The sequence below is a fragment of the Pseudomonas sp. UBA4617 genome, assembly GCF_002386445.1.
Lineage (GTDB): Bacteria > Pseudomonadota > Gammaproteobacteria > Pseudomonadales > Pseudomonadaceae > Aquipseudomonas.
On sequence record NZ_DGIR01000022.1, the window covers coordinates 116,028 to 137,572 of the forward strand.

At 64.4% G+C, this 21,545-nt stretch carries 18 protein-coding genes; 8 read left to right on the forward strand and 10 right to left on the reverse strand.

What is annotated here, in order from left to right:
* Positions 1-14: 14 nt before the first annotated feature.
* The 3 genes from B4L76_RS09750 to B4L76_RS09760 all read right to left on the reverse strand — a co-directional run bounded on the left by B4L76_RS09750 (position 15) and on the right by B4L76_RS09760 (position 4,665).
* Positions 15-1,022, reverse strand: a complete 1,008-nt coding sequence (locus B4L76_RS09750) for a FecR family protein (protein ID WP_296232093.1) — start codon at positions 1,020-1,022, stop codon at positions 15-17.
* 176 nt (positions 1,023-1,198) lie between these two features.
* Positions 1,199-2,968, reverse strand: a complete 1,770-nt coding sequence (locus B4L76_RS09755) for an acyl-CoA dehydrogenase C-terminal domain-containing protein (RefSeq protein WP_296232094.1) — start codon at positions 2,966-2,968, stop codon at positions 1,199-1,201.
* A gap of 74 nt (positions 2,969-3,042) precedes the next feature.
* The gene (locus tag B4L76_RS09760; protein ID WP_296232095.1) at positions 3,043-4,665 is read right to left on the reverse strand and encodes an acyl-CoA synthetase; all 1,623 of its coding nucleotides are present in this window, start codon (positions 4,663-4,665) and stop codon (positions 3,043-3,045) included.
* Positions 4,666-4,860: 195 nt separating this feature from the next.
* Here B4L76_RS09760 and B4L76_RS09765 point away from each other — a divergent pair, with 195 nt between their 5' ends.
* From B4L76_RS09765 to B4L76_RS09790, 6 genes are all read left to right on the forward strand, one after another.
* Positions 4,861-6,267, forward strand: coding sequence for a sensor histidine kinase (locus tag B4L76_RS09765; RefSeq protein WP_296232096.1), 1,407 nt, complete (start codon positions 4,861-4,863; stop codon positions 6,265-6,267).
* A gap of 11 nt (positions 6,268-6,278) precedes the next feature.
* Positions 6,279-6,908 carry a response regulator transcription factor gene (locus B4L76_RS09770; RefSeq protein WP_296232097.1) on the forward strand — a complete coding sequence of 210 codons (630 nt, stop codon included), beginning with the start codon at positions 6,279-6,281 and terminating at the stop codon, positions 6,906-6,908.
* Positions 6,909-7,022: 114 nt separating this feature from the next.
* Positions 7,023-7,496: a MarR family winged helix-turn-helix transcriptional regulator gene (locus tag B4L76_RS09775; protein ID WP_296232099.1), complete on the forward strand. Its 474-nt coding sequence runs from the start codon at positions 7,023-7,025 to the stop codon at positions 7,494-7,496.
* Between the two features lie 30 nt (positions 7,497-7,526).
* Positions 7,527-8,720: an HlyD family efflux transporter periplasmic adaptor subunit gene (locus tag B4L76_RS09780; protein WP_296232100.1), complete on the forward strand. Its 1,194-nt coding sequence runs from the start codon at positions 7,527-7,529 to the stop codon at positions 8,718-8,720.
* Entirely contained in the window at positions 8,717-10,252 is a 1,536-nt protein-coding gene (locus tag B4L76_RS09785) for a DHA2 family efflux MFS transporter permease subunit (protein WP_296232101.1), read from the forward strand. Before B4L76_RS09780 ends, B4L76_RS09785 begins: the two co-directional genes overlap by 4 nt.
* Positions 10,253-10,380: 128 nt before the next feature.
* Positions 10,381-11,127: an SDR family oxidoreductase gene (locus B4L76_RS09790; protein WP_296232102.1), complete on the forward strand. Its 747-nt coding sequence runs from the start codon at positions 10,381-10,383 to the stop codon at positions 11,125-11,127.
* A gap of 9 nt (positions 11,128-11,136) precedes the next feature.
* On the opposite strand, the gene B4L76_RS09795 is transcribed toward B4L76_RS09790, so the two are convergent.
* From B4L76_RS09795 to B4L76_RS09810, 4 genes are all read right to left on the reverse strand, one after another.
* Positions 11,137-13,203 (reverse strand): hybrid sensor histidine kinase/response regulator, encoded by a 2,067-nt coding sequence (locus B4L76_RS09795; protein WP_296232104.1) that lies wholly within the window; start codon positions 13,201-13,203, stop codon positions 11,137-11,139.
* A 185-nt stretch (positions 13,204-13,388) separates the two neighbouring features.
* Positions 13,389-14,798, reverse strand: a complete 1,410-nt coding sequence (mapR, locus tag B4L76_RS09800; protein ID WP_296232106.1) for a GntR family transcriptional regulator MpaR — start codon at positions 14,796-14,798, stop codon at positions 13,389-13,391.
* Between the two features lie 49 nt (positions 14,799-14,847).
* Entirely contained in the window at positions 14,848-16,251 is a 1,404-nt protein-coding gene (ccoG, locus tag B4L76_RS09805; RefSeq protein ID WP_296232108.1) for a cytochrome c oxidase accessory protein CcoG, read from the reverse strand.
* 121 nt (positions 16,252-16,372) lie between these two features.
* Complete coding sequence (locus B4L76_RS09810) at positions 16,373-16,612, reverse strand: DUF3203 family protein (protein WP_296232110.1); 240 nt, start codon at positions 16,610-16,612, stop codon at positions 16,373-16,375.
* Between the two features lie 133 nt (positions 16,613-16,745).
* Between B4L76_RS09810 and B4L76_RS09815 the strand changes: the two genes are divergently transcribed.
* Complete coding sequence (locus B4L76_RS09815) at positions 16,746-17,264, forward strand: MgtC/SapB family protein (RefSeq protein WP_296232111.1); 519 nt, start codon at positions 16,746-16,748, stop codon at positions 17,262-17,264.
* Positions 17,265-17,795: 531 nt separating this feature from the next.
* On the opposite strand, the gene B4L76_RS09820 is transcribed toward B4L76_RS09815, so the two are convergent.
* The 3 genes from B4L76_RS09820 to B4L76_RS09830 all read right to left on the reverse strand — a co-directional run bounded on the left by B4L76_RS09820 (position 17,796) and on the right by B4L76_RS09830 (position 20,088).
* On the reverse strand, positions 17,796-18,695 hold the full coding sequence (locus tag B4L76_RS09820) for a hydroxymethylglutaryl-CoA lyase (RefSeq protein ID WP_296232113.1): 900 nt from the start codon (positions 18,693-18,695) through the stop codon (positions 17,796-17,798).
* Between the two features lie 19 nt (positions 18,696-18,714).
* Positions 18,715-19,113: a MerR family transcriptional regulator gene (locus B4L76_RS09825; RefSeq protein ID WP_013972930.1), complete on the reverse strand. Its 399-nt coding sequence runs from the start codon at positions 19,111-19,113 to the stop codon at positions 18,715-18,717.
* Between the two features lie 96 nt (positions 19,114-19,209).
* Positions 19,210-20,088, reverse strand: coding sequence for a helix-turn-helix domain-containing protein (locus B4L76_RS09830; RefSeq protein WP_296232118.1), 879 nt, complete (start codon positions 20,086-20,088; stop codon positions 19,210-19,212).
* 172 nt (positions 20,089-20,260) lie between these two features.
* Between B4L76_RS09830 and pobA the strand changes: the two genes are divergently transcribed.
* Complete coding sequence (gene pobA, locus B4L76_RS09835) at positions 20,261-21,448, forward strand: 4-hydroxybenzoate 3-monooxygenase (RefSeq protein ID WP_296232119.1); 1,188 nt, start codon at positions 20,261-20,263, stop codon at positions 21,446-21,448.
* The last annotated feature ends 97 nt before the right edge of the window (positions 21,449-21,545 follow it).

Genomic DNA, 21,545 nt, shown 5'->3' on the forward strand with positions numbered 1-21,545 from the left:
GGCAGGGCGGGGCGTCAGCCCTTGTCGGGTGGTGGCGAGATGCGGTTGAGCACGGTGCTGCCATCCTTGCTGCGGGTCAGGTAGACCGGCAGCACCTTGGGCAGGTTGTTGACCAGGCGCCCCACCTCGCGGGTGTTGTAGATACCGCTGATGCGAATGCGCCCGGTGCTGGCATCGGCCAGCAGCAGCGGTGCATCGAGGTAACGGTTGATCATCGGCAGGGCCTGGGCCAGGCTCAGGTTCTCGAGCACCAGTTTGCCGTCGCGCCAGGCCAGGCTGTTGCCGTAATCGCCGCTCTGTTGCAGTTGCGGTTCGAAATCGCCCTGGCGATAGCTGGCCTGCATCCCCGGGCCGAGGCGGTAGCCTCCGTCATTGCCGTCGCTGGACACCAGTACCGAACCTTCCACCAGCGTGACCTTGACCTGGTCCTGGTACTTCCACACGTTGAACTGGGTACCGGTGACACGGGTCTGGCCACTGCCTGCATGCACGATGAAGGGGTGGTCGCTGTCGTGGCGCACCTTGAAGAACGCCTCGCCACGCTTGAGCGTGACCTGGCGCTGGTCCTTGTAGTTGAGGTAGGTGAGCTCGGTATTGAGGTTGAGTTGCACCGTGCTGCCATCGCTCAGTTCCACGGTCTGCATGCGCTTGCCGGCTGCGAAGTGCTGGTAGTGGTTGGGCAGCCAGCCTTGTTCCCAGCCCACCCAGCCAGCCAGCGGCAGCACCGCCAGGGCGATGGCGGCAGCAGACGCCAATGGCCGCCAGCCGCGCCGGCGCGCCTGCTGCTGGACGGCCGGGTTGAAGTCGATGACGGTGGCGTTGCGTGGCAGCAGGTCGGCGGTTTGCCAGATCTCCAGCATTGCCTGGTATTCCTCGGCATGCTGCGGGTTGGCCGACAGCCAGCGGCTGAACGCCTCACGCTCGGCGACCGAGCAGTCCTCGGCGTGCAGGCGCATGCACCAGTGCGCGGCGGCGTCGGTGATGGCATCGTCTGGGCTGGGGTCGTGGCGGTCGTGGTTCATTGCGGCTCCGGGTTTTGCGCATTCTACCCTTGGCGCAGGGCTCCCGAGAACCGAGGTAATGGCGAGTGACTCCCAGTTGTGTTGGTTTTTCGTCGGATTGGCAACGGTTTTCCAGCGTTTGAGAACCCTTCGCGGCAGAACTACGGGCTTCCTTGCAGTCCCGCCGGGCCGGGCGATCAGAATTGTTCGGCTGTCATCCCATAGAGACTGGCGCTCCCTGCACGAATGCTCGCCTCCAGGCCCAAGCCACGCGGCAGCACCCGCTGGAAGTAGAACTGCGCACACGCCAGCTTGGCCTCATGGAACGCGCCGTCCTCGTTACGCTTGGCCAGCGCCACCGCGGCCATCCGCGCCCACATGTAGGCATACGCGGTGAGCCCGAACAGTTGCAGGTATTCCACCGCCACGGCACTGACCAGGTTGGGTTCGTCGCCGGCCCGCGAGCGCAGCCAGGTGCTGGTCGCCTCCAGCCGCGCCAGGCTCGCTTGCAGGGCTTCACGGTGCAGCGGCGCGTCGAGGCTGAAGGCGCGTACCTCGGCAGCAAAGCTGGCCAGTGCCTGGCCGCCGTCGGCCAGCACCTTGCGCCCGAGCAGGTCAAGGGCCTGAATGCCGTTGGTACCTTCATAGATCTGGGCGATGCGCACGTCACGCACGCGCTGCTCCTGGCCCCATTCACGGATGTAGCCGTGGCCACCATACACCTGCTGGCCGAGCACACAGCTTTCCAGGCCGTTGTCGGTGAAGAACGCCTTGGCCACCGGCGTCAGCAGCGCCACCAGGCGCTGTGCGTGCTCGCGTTCGCCGGCGTCGGCGGCGTAGCGCGCCAGGTCCAGCTGTTGGCCAACGTAGGCGGCGAACGCCCGGCCACCTTCGGTGAGGGAGCGCATGGTCAGCAGCATGCGCCGTACATCACCGTGCTGGATGATCGGGTCGGCCACCTTGTCCTTGGCCTGCGGGCCACTGGCGGCACGGCTTTGCAGGCGCTCATTGGCATAGCGGGCGGCGCTCTGGTAGGACGCTTCGGCACAACCGATACCTTGCAGGCCGATGGACAGGCGTTCGTAGTTCATCATGGTGAACATCGCGGCCAGGCCCTTGTTCGGCTCGCCCACCAGGTAGCCGACCGCGCCGTCGAAGTTCATCACGCAGGTGGCCGAGGCCTTGATGCCCATCTTGTGTTCGACCGAGCCGCAATGCGCGGGGTTGCGTCGGCCCAGGCTGCCATCGGCCTCGACCAGGTACTTGGGCACCAGGAACAGCGAAATACCCTTGGCTCCGGCAGGTGCGTCGGGCAGCTTGGCCAGCACCAGGTGGATGATGTTCTCGGTCAGGTCCTGCTCGCCGCCGGTGATGAAGATCTTGCTGCCGCTGATGCGGTAGCTGCCGTCGGCCTGGGGTTCGGCGCGGCTGCGGATCAGCCCCAGGTCGGTGCCGGCATGGGGCTCGGTGAGGCACATGGTGCCGGTCCAGCGGCCTGCGTACAGGGGCGGCAGGTAGGTGGCCTTTAGCGCTTCGCTGGCGTGGGCATCGATCGCCAGGCAGCTGCCGGCGCTCAATGCCGAATACAGGCTGAAGCTGCAGTCGGCGGCATAGAGCATTTCCTCGAAGAGCACGCCGAGCATTTTCGGCATGCCCATGCCGCCATGCTCGGGGTTGCCACCCAGGCCGACCCAGCCGCCTTCGCGGTAGGTGTGCCAGGCCTCACGGAAGCCATCGGGAGTGGTGACGGTGCCGGCCTCGAAGCGCACGCCTTGCTCGTCACCGTTGCGGCTGAGCGGGGCGATCAGCTGGCCGGTGACCTTGGCCGCTTCCTCGAGGATGGCATCGGCGGTTTCGGCGTCGATGCGTTCGGCCAGGGCCGGCAGGCGGGCCCACAAGGCAGGGGCGTTGAACACATCATGCAGGACGAAGCGCATGTCGCGCAGGGGGGCGGTATAGGTGGTCATCGCGGAACTCTTGAAAGATGGGCAATCTGGGCTGGCCTGGTCGCAGGTAAAACCGCGAAAAGGCCGCCAGGGTTTCAGAGGGCCTTGGCCCGGTCGCGCAGCACGTACTTCTGGATCTTGCCGGTGGAGGTTTTCGGCAGTTCGCCGAACACCACGGTCTTCGGCACCTTGAACCCGGCCAGGTGCTCGCGGCACCAGCCGGTGATGTCGGCTTCGCGGGTGTCTTCGCGGCCGGGCTTGAGGGCGATGAAGGCGCATGGGGTTTCGCCCCATTTTTCGTCCGGGCGTGCCACTACCGCGGCTTCCAGCACGGCGGGGTGCTTGTACAGGGCGTCCTCGACCTCGATGGTGGAGATGTTCTCGCCGCCGGAGATGATGATGTCCTTCAGCCGGTCCTTGATCTCGACATAGCCGTCGGCATGCCACACGGCCAGGTCGCCGGTGTGGAACCAGCCGCCACGGAAGGCTTCCGCGGTCGCCTCGGGGTTTTTCAGGTAGCCCTTCATCACGGTGTTGCCGCGCATGAAGATCTCGCCCAAGGTATTGCCGTCGCGCGGTACCGGCTCGAGGGTCTGCGGGTCGGCGACCATCAAGCCGTCGAGGGTCGGGTAGCGCACGCCCTGGCGTGACTTGATCCGCGCGCGGTCTTCGAGCGCAAGTTGGTCCCATTCGTCATGCCAGGCACACACGGTCACCGGGCCATAGACTTCGGTCAGGCCATAAGTGTGTGTCACCCGTATGCCCATTTCCTCCACGGCACCGATGACCTTGGCAGGTGGTGCGGCGCCGGCGACCATGGCCTGCACCGGGTGCTCGATGGCCGCCTTGGCCGCCTCGGGCATGTTGACCAGCGCGTTGAGCACGATCGGCGCACCGCACAGGTGGCTGACCCGGTGTTCGCGGATCAGGTTGAGGATTTTCTGCGGGTCGACCCGGCGCAGGAAAACGTGGGTGCCGGCCAGCGCGGTGATGGTCCATGGGTAGCACCAGCCGTTGCAGTGGAACATCGGCAGGGTCCACAGGTACACCGGGCGATGCCCCATGGCCCAGGTCATCTGGTTGCCCAGGGCATTCAGGTAGGCGCCACGGTGGTGATAGACCACGCCCTTGGGGTTGCCGGTGGTGCCGGAGGTGTAGTTGAGCGAAATCGCCTGCCACTCGTCATCGGGCCATTGCCAGGCAAATTCCGGGTCGCCTTCGGCGAGGAATGCCTCGTAGTCCAGTGCGCTGAGCGCACGGCCTTCGCCGTACTCCGGGTCATCCACATCCACCACCAGTGGCGGGTGTTCGAGCAAGGCCAGGGCAGCCTCGATGACCGTGTGGAACTCGCGGTCGGTAATCAGCACCTTGGCCTCGCCATGTTGCAGCATGAAGGCGATGGCCTCTGCGTCCAGGCGAACGTTCAGGGTGTTGAGCACGGCGCCGGTCATGGGCACGCCAAAGTGGGCCTCGAGCATGGCCGGAATGTTCGGCAACATCACCGCCACGGTATCGCCGCGACCGATACCCCGGCCTACCAGGGCGCTGGCCAGGCGTCGGCAGCGCTGGTAGGTTTCCTGCCAGTTGCGGCGGATGGCTCCGTGAATCACTGCGGGGTAGTTGCCGTAAACGGCAGCGGTGCGCTCGATGAAACTCAGCGGGGTGAGGGCGACATGGTTGACGGCTGCGGGCATCAGGCCCTGGGCATAGATCGACATGCAGTAGTCCTGTAAGGGAGGCAGGCGCAGCCAGTGCGCTGGACCCCCGGTGGCTGATTGTTAGCTCTGTTCAGGGTGCAGGGTGGCGGAATGTTAGACCGCTACCCTTGCCGCATTTTTACGCGAGTCGCTATGGTATTAGGAATATCGACTATAGCAATATAGTAGAACTACTATAGCAACGAGCCGTTCACTGTGAACAAGACCGCCTACCCCTTGCTCGCCAAGGACCCCCAGCCCAGCCTGATGCTGGCGGGTGATGCCAGGCCGCTGGCGCTCAACCCGGCAATGCAGGCGTGGCTCGATGACGGCCCCGCACTGGCCAACTGGCTGCCGGCCAACTGTGCCGCCCTGGTGCGCGCCTGCCTGCGCCAGCACCGGGCAATTGCCGACGTTGAGGTGCAGGTCGGCGAGCGCATCGTGTTGTGGAACTTCATCCCTGACGATCAGCGCCAGCAAGTGCTGGCGCGTTGTCGCGATGCCAGTGACGAGCGCCACGGTGCGCGCGAGGCCAGCCGCGCCCGGCGCCTGTACCGGCTGATCATCGAGAACACCACCGACCTCATTTCCCGGCACAGCCCTGATGGCCGTTTTCTCGATGCCTCGCCGGCGGCATTCCGCCTGCTCGGCCTGTGGCCCGAGCAATTGCGCGGCATGGCCGTACACAGCCTGCTGCACCCGCGCGAACGCCGCCAGGTGCTGCGTCAGGCCGCGGCGGCCCTGGACCAGGATGGTTACCACACCATGACCTGCCGGGTGCGCTTGGCCGCAGGCGGCTACCGCTGGTTCGAGATTGCCAGCCGGGCGATCCGCGAAACCTACACCGGCGCGGTGGTGGAGGTGGTCAGCGTGTCCCGCGACATCACCTTGCGTATCGAGGCCCAGGAGAGCCTGGCGCACAGTGCCCGCTTGGCCACCTTGGGCGAGCTGGCTTCAGGTATCGCCCACGAGATCAACCAGCCGCTGGCCGCCGTGGTCAACTATGCCAATGCCAGCCAGCGCTACCTGCAGGGTGTGGCGCACGATCCGCAGGCGTGCGAGCGGGTCGGGCAGGGCCTGCAGCGCATCAGCGAGCAAGCCACCCATGCCGCCGAAGTGATCCGCCGCCTGCGCGCCTTCCTGCGCAAGGGGCCGCGCCGCCTGCAGGCGCTGGACGTGGCCGAGGTGGCCGGTGAAGCCATGCGCCTGTGTGCCTGGGAAGCTGCGCGCGACCAGGTGCTGGTGGAACTGCGCATGAGCGCGCAACTGCCCTCGGTGTACGCCGACCGGGTATTGCTGGAGCAAGTGCTGCTCAACCTGCTGCGCAACGCCATCGAGGCCAACCGCGAGCAGCACGGCGAGCGGCCGTCGCGTATCCTGCTGAGCGCCGCGCGCGATGGCGACGGCGTGCTGGTGGAAGTGGCCGACCAGGGGCCGGGCGTAGCCCCCGGGCAACTGGATGAAATCTTCACGCCGTTCACCACCAGCAAGGCCGATGGCCTGGGCCTGGGGTTGAGCATGAGTCGCAGCCTGATCGAAGGCTTTGGCGGCAGCCTGTGGGCGCGGGGCGGTGACAAGGGTGGGCTGGTGCTGTGCTGCCGTCTGGTGGTCAGCAGGGGATAAGGAGAGGCGCAGTGCAAGCGAAAGTGTATGTGGTCGATGACGACCAGGGCATGCGGGATTCGACCGTGTGGCTGCTGCAGTCGGTAGGTTTGCAGGCCCTGCCGTTCGCCAGCGGGCAGGCGTTTCTTGACGCCTGTGTTGATGACGGGCCTGCCTGTGTGCTGCTGGACGTGCGCATGCCAGGGTTGGGCGGGTTGGCAGTGCAGCAGGCGATGCGTGAACGCGGCCTGGCACTGCCGGTGATTTTCGTCAGTGGCCATGCCGATGTGCCGATCGTGGTGCGGGCGTTCAAGACCGGCGCCTGCGATTTCATTGAAAAGCCGTACAACGACCAGTTGCTGCTCGACAGCGTGCAGGCCGCGCTGGAACGGGCCGGGCGGGCGCGCCAGGACGACCAGGCACTGGCTCAGGTACAGGCGCGTATCGATGCCCTGACACCACGCGAGCGCGACGTGTTCGTGCCGTTGGCCCAAGGCTTGAACAACCGCGAGATTGCCGAGCGGCTGGGCGTTAGCGTGAAGACCGTTGACCTGTACCGTGGCCGGGTGATGAAACGCTTGCAGGCGCAAAGCCTGGCCGAGCTGGTCGGCATTGCCATTGCCTGCGGTGCGGTGCAGGCGTTGGGCCTGCGTGCCCTGTAGGAGCAACCGGCGGGGCAGGCACCAGCATGAAATATTTCATAGCCTGCTAATCAAAGCTTTGACATTCACTGCCTAAGCAGTAATATTTTTACACACTTACCCGAGCAGTCGCTGATGGCCCATTTCACCCCAGACAACTTCCAGACCTGCGCCATCGGCATGCTGCTTGGCCGCGCGGCGATCCTCAAGGACCGCATCCTCGACTGGCACCTCGAAGCCGAGGGCGTCACCGCCGCGCAGTTCAAGGTGCTGATCATCGTCACCCAGTACCAGGTGGATACCCCGGCCGAATTGTGCCGCTACCTGGGGCTGGACAGCGGTTCGATGACCCGCATGCTCGACCGCCTCGAACAGAAGGAACTGATCGTGCGCAATCGCTGCGCCGACGACCGTCGCCAGGTGCGCCTGGCATTGACTGCCGACGGCCAGCGCCTGGCCGACCGGCTGCCGGAAATCGGCGCCGCCGCCATGAACGAATTGTGCGGCGCGCTGGACGCCGAAGAACTCAAGGCTCTGGAGGGCCTGCTGGCCAAGGTGCTGCTCGCTGCCGGCGACCCGTTGACGATCCGCCGCTTCGGCGATCGCTGAACCCTGTCACGCATTTTCCAAGGTACTGTCATGGCCACTTCCGTAGACACCCCGTCTCCCACCGCAGCACCCGAGTCATCGCGCAAGCGCAAGGCCTGGCTGCTAGGCCTGTTGTTGCTGGTGATCCTGGCCGCTGTTGGCGCCTGGGCCTGGTATAGCCTGGTCGGGCGTTGGCACGAAAGCACCGACGATGCCTACGTCAACGGCAACGTGGTGGAAATCACGCCGCTGGTCAGCGGTACGGTCACCAGCATCGGAGCCGATGACGGCGACCTGGTGCATGCCGGCCAGGTGCTGCTGCAATTCGACCCGGCCGACAGCGAAGTGGCCTTGCAGTCCGCCGAAGCCAGGCTGGCGCGCAGCGTGCGCCAGGTGCGCGGCCTGTACAGCAACGTCGACTCGCTCAAGGCCCAACTGCAAACCCGCCAGGCCGAACTGCGCAAGGCTCAGCAGGATTTCAACCGACGCAAGGTGCTGGCCGACAGCGGTGCGATTGCCGCTGAAGAGCTGTCCCATGCCCGCGATGACCTGAGCGTGGCCCAGGCCGCGGTCAACAGCGCGCGCCAGCAACTGAGTACCAGCAGTGCGCTGGTCGACGACACCGTGGTGTCCTCGCACCCCGAGGTGATGGCGGCCGCTGCCGACCTGCGCCAGGCTTACCTCGACCATGCCCGTACCACCCTGGTCGCGCCGGTGACCGGCTACGTGGCCAAGCGTACCGTGCAGCTGGGCCAGCGCCTGCAGCCTGGCACTGCGACCATGGCGGTGATTCCACTGGATCAGGTGTGGATCGATGCCAACTTCAAGGAAACCCAGTTGCGTGACATGCGCATCGGCCAGCCGGTGCAGGTCAGCGCCGACCTGTACGGCAGCGAGGTCAAGTACAGCGGCACGGTCGACAGCCTTGGCGCCGGCACCGGCAGTGCCTTCGCCCTGTTGCCAGCGCAGAATGCCACGGGTAACTGGATCAAGATCGTCCAGCGGGTGCCGGTACGCATTCACCTCAGCCCCGACCAGCTCAAGGAGCACCCGCTGCGTATTGGCCTGTCCACCGTGGTCGAAGTCGACTTGCATGACCAGAGCGGCCCGGCACTGGCTCAGCAGCCACCCCAGCAGGCCAGCTATACCACCCAGGTCTATGATCGCCAGTTGGTCGAAGCCGACCACCTGATCGCCCGGCTGATCCACGAAAACAGCGCCCCCGGCAAGACGGCGCAGCGATGAGCAATACCGCCGCGGCCCAGTTCACCCCGCCGAGCCTGCTGCTGACTACCATCGGCCTGTCGCTGGCAACGTTCATGCAGGTGCTCGACACCACCATTGCCAACGTGGCCCTGCCGACCATTTCCGGCAACCTCGGGGTGAGCTACGAGCAGGGTACCTGGGTCATCACTTCGTTCGCGGTGAGCAACGCCATCGCCTTGCCCCTCACCGGCTGGCTCAGCCGACGGTTTGGCGAGGTGAAGCTGTTCATCTGGGCCACGCTGCTGTTCGTGCTGGCCTCGTTCCTCTGCGGGATTGCCCAGTCGATGCCGGAACTGGTCGGTTTTCGCGTGCTGCAGGGCGTGGTGGCCGGGCCGTTGTACCCGATGACCCAGACGTTGCTGATCGCGGTGTATCCACCGGCCAAGCGCGGGATGGCCCTGGCATTGCTGGCGATGGTGACGGTGGTGGCGCCGATTGCCGGGCCGATCCTGGGCGGCTGGATCACCGACAGCTACAGCTGGCCATGGATCTTCTTCATCAACGTGCCCATCGGCCTGTTCGCCGCAGCCGTGGTGCGCCAGCAGATGCGCAGCCGGCCGGTGGTCACCAGCCGCCAGCCGATGGACTATATCGGCCTGCTGACGCTGATCATTGGTGTCGGCGCCTTGCAGGTAGTACTCGACAAAGGCAACGACCTGGACTGGTTCGAGTCGTCGTTCATCGTGACCGGCAGCCTGGTTTCGCTGGTGTTCCTGGCGGTGTTTGTGATCTGGGAGCTGACCGACCGCCACCCGGTGGTGAACCTGCGCCTGTTCGTGCACCGCAACTTCCGGGTCGGCACCCTCGTGCTGGTCGGCGGCTATGCGGGATTCTTCGGCATCAACCTGATCCTGCCGCAGTGGTTGCAGACGCAGATGGGTTACACCGCCACCTGGGCGGGCCTGGCGGTGGCGCCGATCGGCCTGTTGCCGGTGATCATGTCGCCGTTCGTGGGCAAGTACGCGCACCGTTTCGACCTGCGCGTGCTGGCGGGGCTGGCATTTCTGGCGATCGGTACCAGCTGCTACATGCGCGCCGGGTTCACCAGCGAGGTGGACTTCCAGCACGTGGCCTTGGTGCAACTGTTCATGGGTATCGGCGTGGCACTGTTCTTCATGCCGACCCTGAGCATCCTGCTGTCCGACCTGCCGCCGCACCAGATCGCCGATGGCTCCGGGCTGGCGACCTTCCTGCGGACCCTGGGCGGGAGTTTTGCGGCGTCGTTGACGACCTGGATCTGGATTCGCCGGGCGGACCAGCACCATGCCTACCTGAGCGAACATATCAGCCAGTTCGACCCGGCGACACGGCATACCCTGGAGCAACTGGGCGGGGCCAGCCCGCAAAGCTATGCCCAGCTGGAGCAGATGCTCAACGGCCAGGCCTACATGATGTCGACAGTTGATTACTTCACCCTGATGACCTGGGTGTTTGCCGGGTTGATCCTGCTGGTGTGGTTTGCCAAGCCGCCCTTTACCGCCAAGGCGGGGCCGGCGTCGGCGGGGCATTGACGCGGGGGGGCTTGGCTTGTGCCGTTGGGTGGGGCGGATATCGAGCGCCATCCAACCCCCTTCGCTGTTCCCATACCGTCTGTTTTCCCCTATCGTCGGACCTCCCTTTTCCAACCTTCGGCAAGTCCATGGAGAACGTCATCGTCATCACCGGTGCCAGCCGTGGCATCGGCGCCGCCACAGCGCTGCTGGCCGCCCGCCAGGGCTACCGCATCTGCATCAATTACCACGCCGACGACCAGGCCGCGAAGAATGTCCTCAACCAGGTTCGCGCCCTGGGCGCCGAGGCCATTGCCGTGCGTGCCGACGCCAGCGTGGAGGATGAAGTCATACAGCTGTTCCGGCGCGTCGACGAGGCACTTGGCCCGGTCACCGCGCTGGTCAACAATGCCGGCACCATCGGCCAGCAGAGCCGGGTCGAGGAGATGTCCGAGTTTCGCTTGCTCAAGGTCATGAAAACCAACGTCGTCGGCCCCATGCTCTGCGCCAAGCACGCCCTGCTGCGCATGGCGCGTCGACACGGCGGGCAGGGCGGGGCCATCGTCAACGTGTCGTCAGTGGCCGCACGCCTGGGCTCGCCCAACGAGTACGTGGACTACGCCGCCTCCAAAGGCGCACTCGACACCTTCACCATTGGCCTGGCCAAGGAAGTCGCAGGCGAGGGTGTGCGGGTCAATGGCGTTCGCCCGGGTTATATCCATACCGGGTTCCATGCGCTTTCCGGCGACCCCGAGCGTGTCAGCAAGCTTGAATCCGGCTTGCCCATGGGCCGTGGCGGGCGCCCTGAGGAAGTCGCCGAGGCCATTCTCTGGCTGCTTTCGGACAAAGCCTCGTATTCCACCGGCAGCTTCATCGACCTGGGCGGCGGGCGCTGAGCCCGCCGGTCAGCCATCCAGTAGCATGCGCACCCGTTCGGCCAGCACTTGCAGCTCGAACGGTTTGGTCAGCACCAGCGTGCCGTGCAGCAACTGGCCGTCAGTGAGCGCTGCGCTTTCGTCGTAACCGGTGATGAACAGCACCTTGAGGTCGGGGTAGCGCTCGCGGCAACGTTCTGCCACCTGGCGGCCATTCAGGCCACCCGGCAGGCCGATGTCGCTGAGTAGCAGGTCTGGACGCTCGCCGTCCTGCAGGTGGGCGAGGGCGGACGGGCCGTTCTCGAATGCATCGACCCGATAACCCAACTCCTCCAGCACTTCGCAGACCACCAGGCGCAAGGCGACCTGGTCTTCGATCAGCAGGATACGCTGCGCGTCCGGGCTGCGTTGCTCTGGCAGCGTGCCCTTTGCCACGGCGGCCGGCGCTTCAGGTTGCTCGTGGTGGCGCGGTAGCAGCAACTCGATGCGGGTACCTTCGCCAAGTGTCGACAATAGCCGTAGCTGGCCGCCGGATTGGCGCACGAAGCCGTAGGTCATCGACAAGCCCAGGCCAGTGCCCTGGCCCATGGGCTTGGTGGTGAAGAAAGGGTCCACTGCGCGCTCGGCTACCTCCGGCGTCATGCCGTTGCCGTTGTCGGTAACGCTCAGCCGCACGTATTCACCGGCTGGCAGTTCCATTGCGCGGGCCTGCTCCTCGTCCAGCATCAGGTTGTCGCCGTGAATCTCGATCGCGCCACCGCCGGGCATGGCATCGCGGGCATTGATGCAGAGATTGAGCAGGGCGCTTTCCAGCTGCGGTGGATCGATGAAGGTTGGCCACAGCTGGCAGGGAAAGCGGCTGGTCAGGTTGATGGACGGGCCGATGGTGCGGCACAGCAGCTCCTCCATGCCTGCCACCAGCGTGGCCACCTGCGTGGCACAGGGTTGCAGGGTTTGCTGGCGGGAAAACGCCAGCAACCGGTGCACCAGCGAAGAAGCCCGCTGCGCCGAGCCGCTGGACAGCTCCAGCAACCCTTCCAGGCTATCGAAGCGCGACTGTCGCAGGTGCTGGCGCATCAACTCCTGGGCTCCTAGGATGCCGCCCAGCAGGTTGTTGAAGTCGTGGGCGATGCCGCCGCTGAGCTGGCCTACCGCTTCCATTTTCTGCGCCTGGCGCAGGGCCTCTTCGGCCTTGGCCAGACGTTCTTGCTCCTGCACCCGTTGACTGATGTCATAGGCGAACAGATAAGCGCCCTTGATCTCGCCGTCATGGTCACGCAGGGCGTTGAAGCGCAGCTCGTAATGGCGTTGCCCGGGTGCCTGGCCAAATGCGCCTGTCGCGACGAACTGCTCGCCCGCCAGCGCGCGTTGCCAGAGTGGCAGGATCGGCGTCTGCTCGGTGTAGTCGTGGTTGATCAGCCCGGGCATGTAATCGCCGACTTCCGGCGTTTGCCCGTACAGAAGCCGGAAATCGTGCCTGGCCTGCCGGTTTACAGCCAGCCAGCGCATGTCCTTGCCGATCACGTGCACGTTGACCATGCTGTGATCGACCAACTCGGCAAACAGCCTGCGTTCTGCCAGTGCGGTGCTTACCCGTTGCTCGAGCTCCTGGTTCAGGCGCTGCAAGGCCTGTTCTGCCCGTCGTCGTTCGGTGACGTCCTTGAACAGCACGGCCACTTGGCGCTTCTCGGCGGGTTCAATGCGGAACGTGGTAATGGATAACACGCGCCCGGTGGCAACCAGTTCCTGTTCGAAGTGCAGGGGTTCGCCCGTGCGCAGCACAGCGCCATAACGTGCCACCCAATCATCCGCCTCGTCGGGTACCATTTCGCGCAGCTTCTGCCCGACCACATCGGCAATGCCGGCATGTTTGGCGTAGGCGGCATTGGCCAGCACGTGCACATAGTCACTGAGCGGGCCATGCGGGCCGTCGAAGAATTCGATGACGCAGAAACCTTCGTCCATGGTGTCGAACAGCGAACGGTAGAAGTCCTGGCCGTGGTCCTGAAGGCTGGAAAGGCGTGCTTCCAGCAGCGTATTGTGCCGTTGCAGGTTTTCGACTTGTTGGCGCAGGTTGAGCAGTTCGCGTTGAGGCATGCCGACATCCGACAAAAGGTAACGCCCAGACTGTAGCGCGTTCACCCGCACACGGATAGCCGCTCAGCGTGGCTGCGGGCCACCCCCCAGCAGGCGGCGAATCCTTTCGCCCAGGGACTGCAGGGGCCGCCGCGAGGCATGGCATCACGGGCATTGATGCACAGGCTGCGCAATACGTTCAGCCATCAGAACGAACGGATGATCCGTCCCAGCGTTTCCATGGCCCGTTCGGCATCTTCATGCCAGGGGCTGCCATAGTTCAGGCGGATGCAATTGCCGAAGCGCCGGGTAGGCGAGAAGATCGGCCCCGGGGCGATGCTGATGCCTTGGGCCAGTGCCATGTGGAACAGCTTCAGGGCATCCATCTGCTCGGGCAGTTCCAGCCACAGGAAGTAGCCGCCGGACGGTTGGCTGACCCGCGTCTGCGCCGGAAAGTGGCGGGCAATGGCCGCCAGCATGTTGGCCTGCTGGCCTTCCAGGGCGTAGCGCAGCTTGCGCAGGTGACGGTCGTAGCCGCCGTGCTGCAGGTAGTCGGCGATGGCGGCCTGGGCCGGCATCGAAGCACACAGCGAAGTCATCAGCTTCAGGCGCTCGATCTTTTGCGCAAAGCGCCCGGCCGCCACCCAGCCGATACGGTAGCCGGGCGCCAGGCTCTTGGCGAACGAACCACAGTGCATCACCAGGCCCTCGCTGTCGAAGGCCTTGGCCGGTCTGGGAGCCTGCTGGGCGTAGTACAGCTCGGCATACACGTCGTCTTCGATCAACGGCACCTGGTGCCGGGTCAGCAGCGCCACCAGCGCCTGCTTTTTCGCTTCCGGCATGCTGGCGCCCACCGGGTTCTGGAAATTGGTCATGCACCACACGGCTTTGACCGGGTGTTTTTCCAGGGTCTGCGCCAGTACGCCCAGGTCCATGCCTTCGCGTGGATGCACGGGGATTTCCACCGCCTTGAGCTTGAGCCGCTCCAGCACCTGCAGGCAGGCGTAGAAGGCCGGCGCCTCGATGGCTACCAGGTCGCCCGGCTGGGTGACCGCCTGCAGGCACAGGTTCAATGCTTCCAGCGCGCCGTTGGTGATCAGCAGTTCTTCCATTGGCAACATCAGCCCGGCGACCATGTAGCGCAAGGCAATCTGCCGGCGCAGCTGCGGGTTGCCCGGCGACAGGTCGGTGACCACCATGCGCGGGTCCATGCTGCGGCTGGCGCTGGCCAGCGAACGCGACAGGCGTTGCAGCGGGAACAGCTCGGGGCTGGGGAACGCCGAGCCGAATGGCACGGTGTTCGGGTCCTTGATCGAGTCGAGGATCGAGAACACCAATGCGCTGACGTCGACAGCGGTGGACTCGCTGACCGGCTGCAAGGCCTGCGGCTCGCTGAACTGGCGTGGGGCGTAGGCATTGACGAAGTAACCCGAACGCGGACGCGCGCGAATCAGGCCGCGCCGTTCCAGCAGGTAATAGGCCTGGAACACGGTGGACGGGCTGACGCCGTGGGTCTGGCTGGCATAGCGCACCGAGGGCACACGCTCGCCGGGGCCCAGCACCCCGGAGCGGATCAGTTCGGCAATGTCATCGGCAAAGCGTTCGTAGCGTTTCATTCTGGCCTTCTGTCGAAGCCTGGCAGGCAAGGTGAGCTAGTGTAAGGGATCAACGGTTCAGCGGCGCGACGAAGCGGCTGTTGGCCACGCTGCGGATGCTGGCGTCGTCGCGGTCGCTGATTTCGAAGCCAAGCGTCTGCGAGCTGCTGGCCGGGCGCTCGGCCAAAAGCGCTACCGACACCGGCACCTCGCTCATGTCGCCGGCCGCGACAGTGAAGGCAGTCTTGCCCTGCAAGCTGAAACCGTCAGCGTCCACCAGGCGCAGCTGATAGTGCCGGGCACGCGCGGTCTTGTTGATGACCTTGAGCAGGTAGATGTTCTCGATCTGGCCCTGGGCATTTTCGCGGAACAGGCCGCGGTCCTTGATCACGTCCAGCGATACCATCGGGCGCAGTTGCAAGGCCAGCCCCAGCGCCGCGATCATCACTATCAGCGCGCTGGCGTAACCCAGCAGGCGCGGGCGCCACCAGTGGGTGCTGCCACCTTGCAGGCTGTGTTCGGACTTGTAGCCGATCAGGCCACGGGCGTAACCCATCTTGTCCATGACCCCGTCACAGGCGTCGATGCATGCCGCGCAACCGATGCAGGCCATCTGCAGACCGTCACGGATGTCGATGCCGGTGGGGCATACCTGAACGCACAAGGTGCAATCGATGCAGTCCCCCAAGCCCTGGGCGCGGGCGTCGCTGCCTTTCTTGCGCGGGCCACGGGCTTCGCCACGACGCGGGTCATAGGCGACTGCCAGGGTGTCCTTGTCGAACATCACGCTCTGGAAGCGTGCGTAGGGGCACATGTGCAGGCACACCGCTTCGCGCAGCAGGCCGGCGTTGATGTAGGTGGCGGCGGTGAAGAACAGTACCCAGAACAGCGCCACACCGCCCAGTTGCAAGGTGAACAGCTCTGCGGCCAGTGGGCGAATTGGCGTGAAGTAGCCGACGAAGGTCAGGCCGGTGAGCAGGCCGATGGCCAACCACAGGCTGTGCTTCAACACGCGGCGGCCCAGTTTGTTCAGGCTCCAGGGGGCGGCGGCCAGCCTGATGCGCTGGTTGCGGTCCCCCTCGGTGACCTTTTCGCACCACATGAACAGCCAGGTCCAGGTGCTTTGTGGGCAGCTATAGCCGCACCAGACACGGCCGGCATACACAGTGATGGCGAACAGGCCGAAAGCGCAAATGATCAGCAAAGCCGACAGCAGGATGAAGTCCTGCGGCCAGAAGGTGGCGGCAAAGATGTGGAACTTGCTGTTATCCAGGTCCCAGAGCACGGCCTGGCGACCCTCCCAGTTCAGCCAGGCGGTGCCGAAGAACAGCACGAACAGGGCACCGGCAAAGCCGATGCGCAGGTTGCGGTACAGCCCGCTGAAGCTGCGCGTGTGAATGCCGCTGTCGTTGCATCGTGGCTGGGTGCTGGCGGGGGCGACGGCGATCTCTGTGAAAAGGATTCTATCGGTCATGGCTCGGTGCTCATCAGGCCTCGATCAGGCATGAATACTATGGCCATGGGCCTGTTATCAGCACAGGCTCAGATTTCCCGATAAAAACCGTATCAGATTCCCCGGCTCGCCCCGCCAGGCCCTAGATTACCGAGCCTGGCGCGCTGGCCTTGAGATGCCTGCGACTATCTATCGCACCCGCTACGGTCAGCGCATCGGCCTCGGCTTCGGTGATCGGCACGCGCTGGCCGGCGAGCAGGGCCACCGACATGCGCAACTGTTCATCGGTGATGATTTCGATGGCCGGGCCATCGCCTTCAATGCGCAGGTCCTCGCCAATCAGGGTGCAGCGGCGCGTGCTTTGGTCGATTTCAATGGGCATGGGGTGATCCTCCAGCGGCGGTTACAGGGTGGACCACGGAATCGTGTGGGTTGCTCCATTGGCAGGTTCAGCGGCACTTTGCGCTGGGTATCGCGGTCAACCTTTGCAGATGACAGGCACGGGAACAAGCACAATGGACCTCATCTGGCAAGCAATCCAGGCCGAATTCGCCGATATCGCCGATACTCGCGAGGTCACGCAGATCCTCGTGCGCCTGCTGATGGCCGCCTTGCTCGGCGCCGTGCTGGGCTTCGAGCGTGAACACAAGGGCAAGTCGGCGGGTGTGCGCACGCATATGCTGGTGTCGCTGGGGGCGGCGCTGTTCGTGCTGGCGCCGAGCATGGCCGGTGCCGAGGAGGATGCCCTGAGCCGGGTGATCCAGGGGATCGTCGCCGGTATCGGTTTTCTCGGTGCAGGCACCATCTTGAAAGGTAACGGCCAGGACCCCAGCCATGTCAAGGGCCTGACCACGGCCGCCGGGTTGTGGATGACTGCCGCCATCGGCACGGCCGCCGGCATGGGCCGCGAGGCCACGGCGGTGATCAGCACGGTGCTGGCCCTGCTGGTGCTGGGCACGATGCCGCTACTGGTGGACAAACTGGAAGGGCAGGATGAGAGCAAGCAGGAAGAGGAGGAGGGCAGGAAGCACTGAGGGGAGCCGAAGCTCCCCCCAAAGCGTTGTTGCCTGCTCTTTTTTTATTATTGGGACCGGCCTGTTGTTGTTTTTGTCAGCCTGTCCGGGTGTTGCGGGCGACCCCCATGCGGGGCCAAGAGCAAACGTATTTTTTTGAGCGCTGACCTGCTTTCATCATGGCTGATCCGAACCTGGCTGCCGCTACCTTGAGGTAGTTTTATTGTTCTGTGCCAGACCGCGGGGCGTACCCCTGAAAAGCGTGTCGACTCCAAAAAAATCTGCTTGCTGCGTCTCTGCCGTGTTGTTCTTGTTATGTCAGAGCCGTTACCTGTTGTTTTTATTGGGTGTCACATTTTTTTTGTTGTTGTACGAAAGATATAGCAGGGTGCGTGCCAACTTTTTATAGTCCTTGTAAATCAATGACTTAAAGGTTTGTCGAAAATCGCCAGAGCTTGTAAATCTGCCGATTTGTTTCCCTGTTACCCGATTTTTCGCTGCAAAACGTGACGGCGGTAACACTCACCCACAGCCATGTGACACCCGTATGACCTAGTGTGCGCTGCGTGCCCGTGCGACCCGCGACCCATTGTCACGGCCCAGCACGTCGCTGATGCGCTGGCCGGCGGCTATCAGCCGGTCGAGGTCGATGCCGGTTTCGATGCCCAGCCCCTGCAGCAGGTACACCACATCCTCACTGGCGATATTGCCAGTCGCCCCCTTGGCGTACGGGCAGCCGCCCAACCCGGCTACCGAGCTGTCGAAAACACGAATGCCTTCGAGCAGGCTGGCATACACGTTGGCCAAGGCCTGGCCATAGGTATCGTGGAAGTGCCCAGCCAGTTGCTCGCGCGGTACCTGTGCCGACACCACTTCGAACAGGCGCCGGGTATCACCGGCCGTACCGGTACCGATGGTGTCGCCCAGGGAAACCTCGTAACAGCCCATTTCGTGCAGGGCGCGCGCCACCGGCGCGACCTGCTCGGCGTTGACCCTGCCTTCATAGGGGCAGCCGAGCACGCACGACACGTAGCCACGCACGCGCACGCCGTGCTTGTTGGCCGCTTGCATGATCGGCTCGAAGCGCTTGAGGCTGTCGCTGATCGAGCAGTTGATGTTGCGCTGCGAAAAGGCTTCGGAGGCCGCCGCGAATACCGCGACTTCCTTCACCCCTGCGGCCAGGGCGTCTTCGAAACCGCGCAGGTTGGGCGCCAGCGCGGCATAGGTGACCCCCGGGCGCTGGTGGATGCCGGCGAACACCTCGGCGGAGCCGGCCATCTGCGGCACCCACTTGGGCGAGACGAAACTGCCCACTTCGATATAAGCCAGGCCTGCCTCGGTAAGGTCATCCACCAGGCGTACCTTGTCGGCGACGCTGATGGGCTGGGCTTCGTTCTGCAGGCCGTCGCGGGGGCCGACTTCGACCAGGCGGACGTGTTTGGGCAAGGACATGGCGGGTTTCCTGTGGCTTTCAGCGGTTGTCTTTGTTGTTCAGGGTGGCGGCCAGAGCCTGTTCACAGCGCTCCTGGGCGGTGTCCAGTTCCAGTTGCATCTGGTGGATGTCGAGCATCTGCTGTTCCAGCTGGGCGCGGCGCTCGGCGATTTTCGCCAGCATGCTGTTGAGCTGCTTGAGGTTGCCGCTGGAGGGGTCGTACAGCTCGATCAGCTCGCGGCATTCGGCCAGGGAAAAGCCGATGCGCTTGCCGCGCAGGATGAGTTTCAGGCTGACCTTGTCGCGCGCCGAATAGATACGTTCCAGGCCGCGGCGCTCCGGGCTCAGCAGGCCCTGCTCTTCATAGAAGCGGATGGCGCGGGTGGTGATGTCCAGCTCACGGGACAAGTCGGAGATGCTGTAGGTCTGGGTGCTCATGCTGGGGCTCGGCGTGGTGTATGCGGCTATCCTGACGGCAGGTTGACGTATACGTCAAGCAGAGGCGCAGGTACGTGTGGCCGGTGCGCGCCTGCCTCAGTCTGGCTGCGCCGCCCGCCGATAGCCATTGGGGGTCTGCCCGCTCAACCGCTTGAACCAGCGGGCAAAGTACGTCGGGTCGGTGAACCCCAGGCTATCTGACAACTGGCCGATACTCATCCGCGTGTAGACCAGATTGCGCCGCGCCTCCAGCAGCAACCGCCGGTGCACCACCTGCAATGCAGTTTGCCCGCTCAGCGCACGGCACAACTGGTTCAGCTGCTGGCTGGGGATATTCAGCCGCGCGGCAAAATCCTCCACCGACAGGTGTTCGCGATAATGCGCCTCGACCAGGCGCAAATACTCCCCCAGCAAGTGGCGGTCACGCTCATCGCGGTTGCGTGGTGCCTGCCCCGACTGCTGGCGGCGGCTGATCCATACCATCAGCGCCGTCACCAGGGCCTCGAGCAGCGCTGGCCGTGCCGGGGCGTTGCCCTGGTACTCCTGCTGCAGGGTGTCGATCAGGCCGCGCAAACGCCCACGGTCCTGGCCCAATGGGTAGCATGCCGCTTTCGCCAGTACCGCCAATGGCGCGCCCAGGCGCTGCTCCAGGTTTGCTACCAGCGCCGTACCGAAGGTCAGTACATGCCCCTGGATATCGGCACTGAAGCGAAAACCGTGCACGGTCAGCGGCGGCACCACCTGGATCGCCGCTTCGCCGATAGTGCTGCGTAACCCCTCGATCTCCACTTCGGCCCGGCCGCGCTGCACGTACAGCAGCTGGAACAGCTCGGCGTGCTGGTGTGGCTTGATTTCCCAGTGGTGCAGGCGGCTACGTGCCTCGATCGACTCGCAGTGCAGCAGGTCGTTACCGGGCCAGGCCTGGTTTCCGCCATACAGCGTGAACACCGGGACGCCGGAGAGGGGAGATTTCATGCAGGAGCGCCTGTCCGTTAATCGAACGTTTTTTGTAAAAGTGCAGGTTATGCATGGAATAGCACAGCTGCGCAGCGGTTTTTGCCAGTAAAAATGCAAAGGCAAACCCTAACAGCAGATGCCGCCTCACTGCCAGTCCGAGGCCGGTGTCGTCCGCATAGAGACAACAACAATGAAAACTCAGGTTGCAATTATTGGTGCAGGCCCGTCTGGCCTGCTGCTGGGCCAACTGCTGCACAATGCCGGTATCGATACGCTGATCGTCGAGCGCCAGACCCCGGAGCATGTACTAGGTCGGATCCGCGCCGGGGTGCTGGAACAAGGTACGGTCGACCTGCTGCGCGAAGCCGGCGTGGCTGCGCGCATGGACCGCGAAGGACTGGTTCATGAAGGGGTCGAGCTGCTGGTTGGCGGGCGTCGCCAGCGCCTGGACCTCAAGGCCCTGACCGGCGGCAAGACGGTGATGGTATACGGCCAGACTGAAGTGACACGTGACCTGATGCAGGCGCGTCAAGCCAGTGGGGCGCCGACCCTCTACTCGGCGAGCAATGTCCAGCTGCATGAACTCAAGGGCGAGCGGCCCTACCTGACGTACGAGAAGGACGGCCAGGTCCACCGCGTGGACTGCGACTACATCGCCGGCTGTGACGGCTTCCACGGTGTCTCGCGGCAGAGCATCCCCGACGGTGTGCTCAAGCAGTACGAGCGGGTCTACCCGTTTGGCTGGCTGGGCCTGCTGGCCGATACCCCGCCGGTCAATCACGAGCTGATCTACGCGCACCATGCGCGCGGTTTCGTGCTGTGCAGCCAGCGTTCGCTCACACGCAGCCGTTACTACTTGCAAATCCCGCTGGAGGATCAGCTGGAGGCGTGGTCCGATGAACGCTTCTGGAATGAGCTCAAGGCACGCCTGCCCGAAGACGTGGCGGCACGCCTGGTGACTGGCCCGGCCCTGGAGAAGAGCATCGCGCCGCTGCGCAGCCTGGTGGTCGAGCCGATGCAGTACGGTCATCTGTTCCTGGTCGGCGACGCCGCGCACATTGTGCCGCCCACCGGGGCCAAGGGCCTGAACCTGGCCGCCTCGGACGTCAACTATCTGTACCGCATCCTGCTCAAGGTGTACCGCGAAGGGCGTACCGAGCTGCTGCAGCAATATTCGCCGCTGGCCCTGCGCCGGGTGTGGAAGGGCGAACGCTTCAGCTGGTTCATGACCCAGCTGCTGCATGATTTCGGCAGCCACAAGGACGCCTGGGACCAGAAGATGCAGGAGGCCGACCGCGAGTACTTCCTGACTTCGCCGGCGGGGCTGGTGAACATTGCCGAAAACTATGTGGGCCTGCCGTTCGAGGAGGTGACCTGAAGCCCGCGCCTGCCTGCGTGCATCCATGCCGGAAAAGCTGCCAGGGCTTGCAGTGAAGTTTGCGTATGACCGACAGTGCCGTGCTGAACAGGTAATG

Bases quoted from the DNA above. Each gene is read 5' to 3' on its own strand.
- B4L76_RS09750 (WP_296232093.1), bottom strand. From the start codon at position 1,022: ATGAACCACGACCGCCACGACCCCAGCCCAGACGATGCCATCACCGAC.
- B4L76_RS09755 (WP_296232094.1), bottom strand. From the start codon at position 2,968: ATGACCACCTATACCGCCCCCCTGCGCGACATGCGCTTCGTCCTGCAT.
- B4L76_RS09760 (WP_296232095.1), bottom strand. From the start codon at position 4,665: ATGTCGATCTATGCCCAGGGCCTGATGCCCGCAGCCGTCAACCATGTC.
- B4L76_RS09775 (WP_296232099.1), top strand. From the start codon at position 7,023: ATGGCCCATTTCACCCCAGACAACTTCCAGACCTGCGCCATCGGCATG.
- B4L76_RS09780 (WP_296232100.1), top strand. From the start codon at position 7,527: ATGGCCACTTCCGTAGACACCCCGTCTCCCACCGCAGCACCCGAGTCA.
- B4L76_RS09785 (WP_296232101.1), top strand. From the start codon at position 8,717: ATGAGCAATACCGCCGCGGCCCAGTTCACCCCGCCGAGCCTGCTGCTG.
- B4L76_RS09790 (WP_296232102.1), top strand. From the start codon at position 10,381: ATGGAGAACGTCATCGTCATCACCGGTGCCAGCCGTGGCATCGGCGCC.
- B4L76_RS09795 (WP_296232104.1), bottom strand. From the start codon at position 13,203: ATGCCTCAACGCGAACTGCTCAACCTGCGCCAACAAGTCGAAAACCTG.
- mapR (WP_296232106.1), bottom strand. From the start codon at position 14,798: ATGAAACGCTACGAACGCTTTGCCGATGACATTGCCGAACTGATCCGC.
- ccoG (WP_296232108.1), bottom strand. From the start codon at position 16,251: ATGACCGATAGAATCCTTTTCACAGAGATCGCCGTCGCCCCCGCCAGC.
- B4L76_RS09810 (WP_296232110.1), bottom strand. From the start codon at position 16,612: ATGCCCATTGAAATCGACCAAAGCACGCGCCGCTGCACCCTGATTGGC.
- B4L76_RS09815 (WP_296232111.1), top strand. From the start codon at position 16,746: ATGGACCTCATCTGGCAAGCAATCCAGGCCGAATTCGCCGATATCGCC.
- B4L76_RS09820 (WP_296232113.1), bottom strand. From the start codon at position 18,695: ATGTCCTTGCCCAAACACGTCCGCCTGGTCGAAGTCGGCCCCCGCGAC.
- B4L76_RS09825 (WP_013972930.1), bottom strand. From the start codon at position 19,113: ATGAGCACCCAGACCTACAGCATCTCCGACTTGTCCCGTGAGCTGGAC.
- B4L76_RS09830 (WP_296232118.1), bottom strand. From the start codon at position 20,088: ATGAAATCTCCCCTCTCCGGCGTCCCGGTGTTCACGCTGTATGGCGGA.
- pobA (WP_296232119.1), top strand. From the start codon at position 20,261: ATGAAAACTCAGGTTGCAATTATTGGTGCAGGCCCGTCTGGCCTGCTG.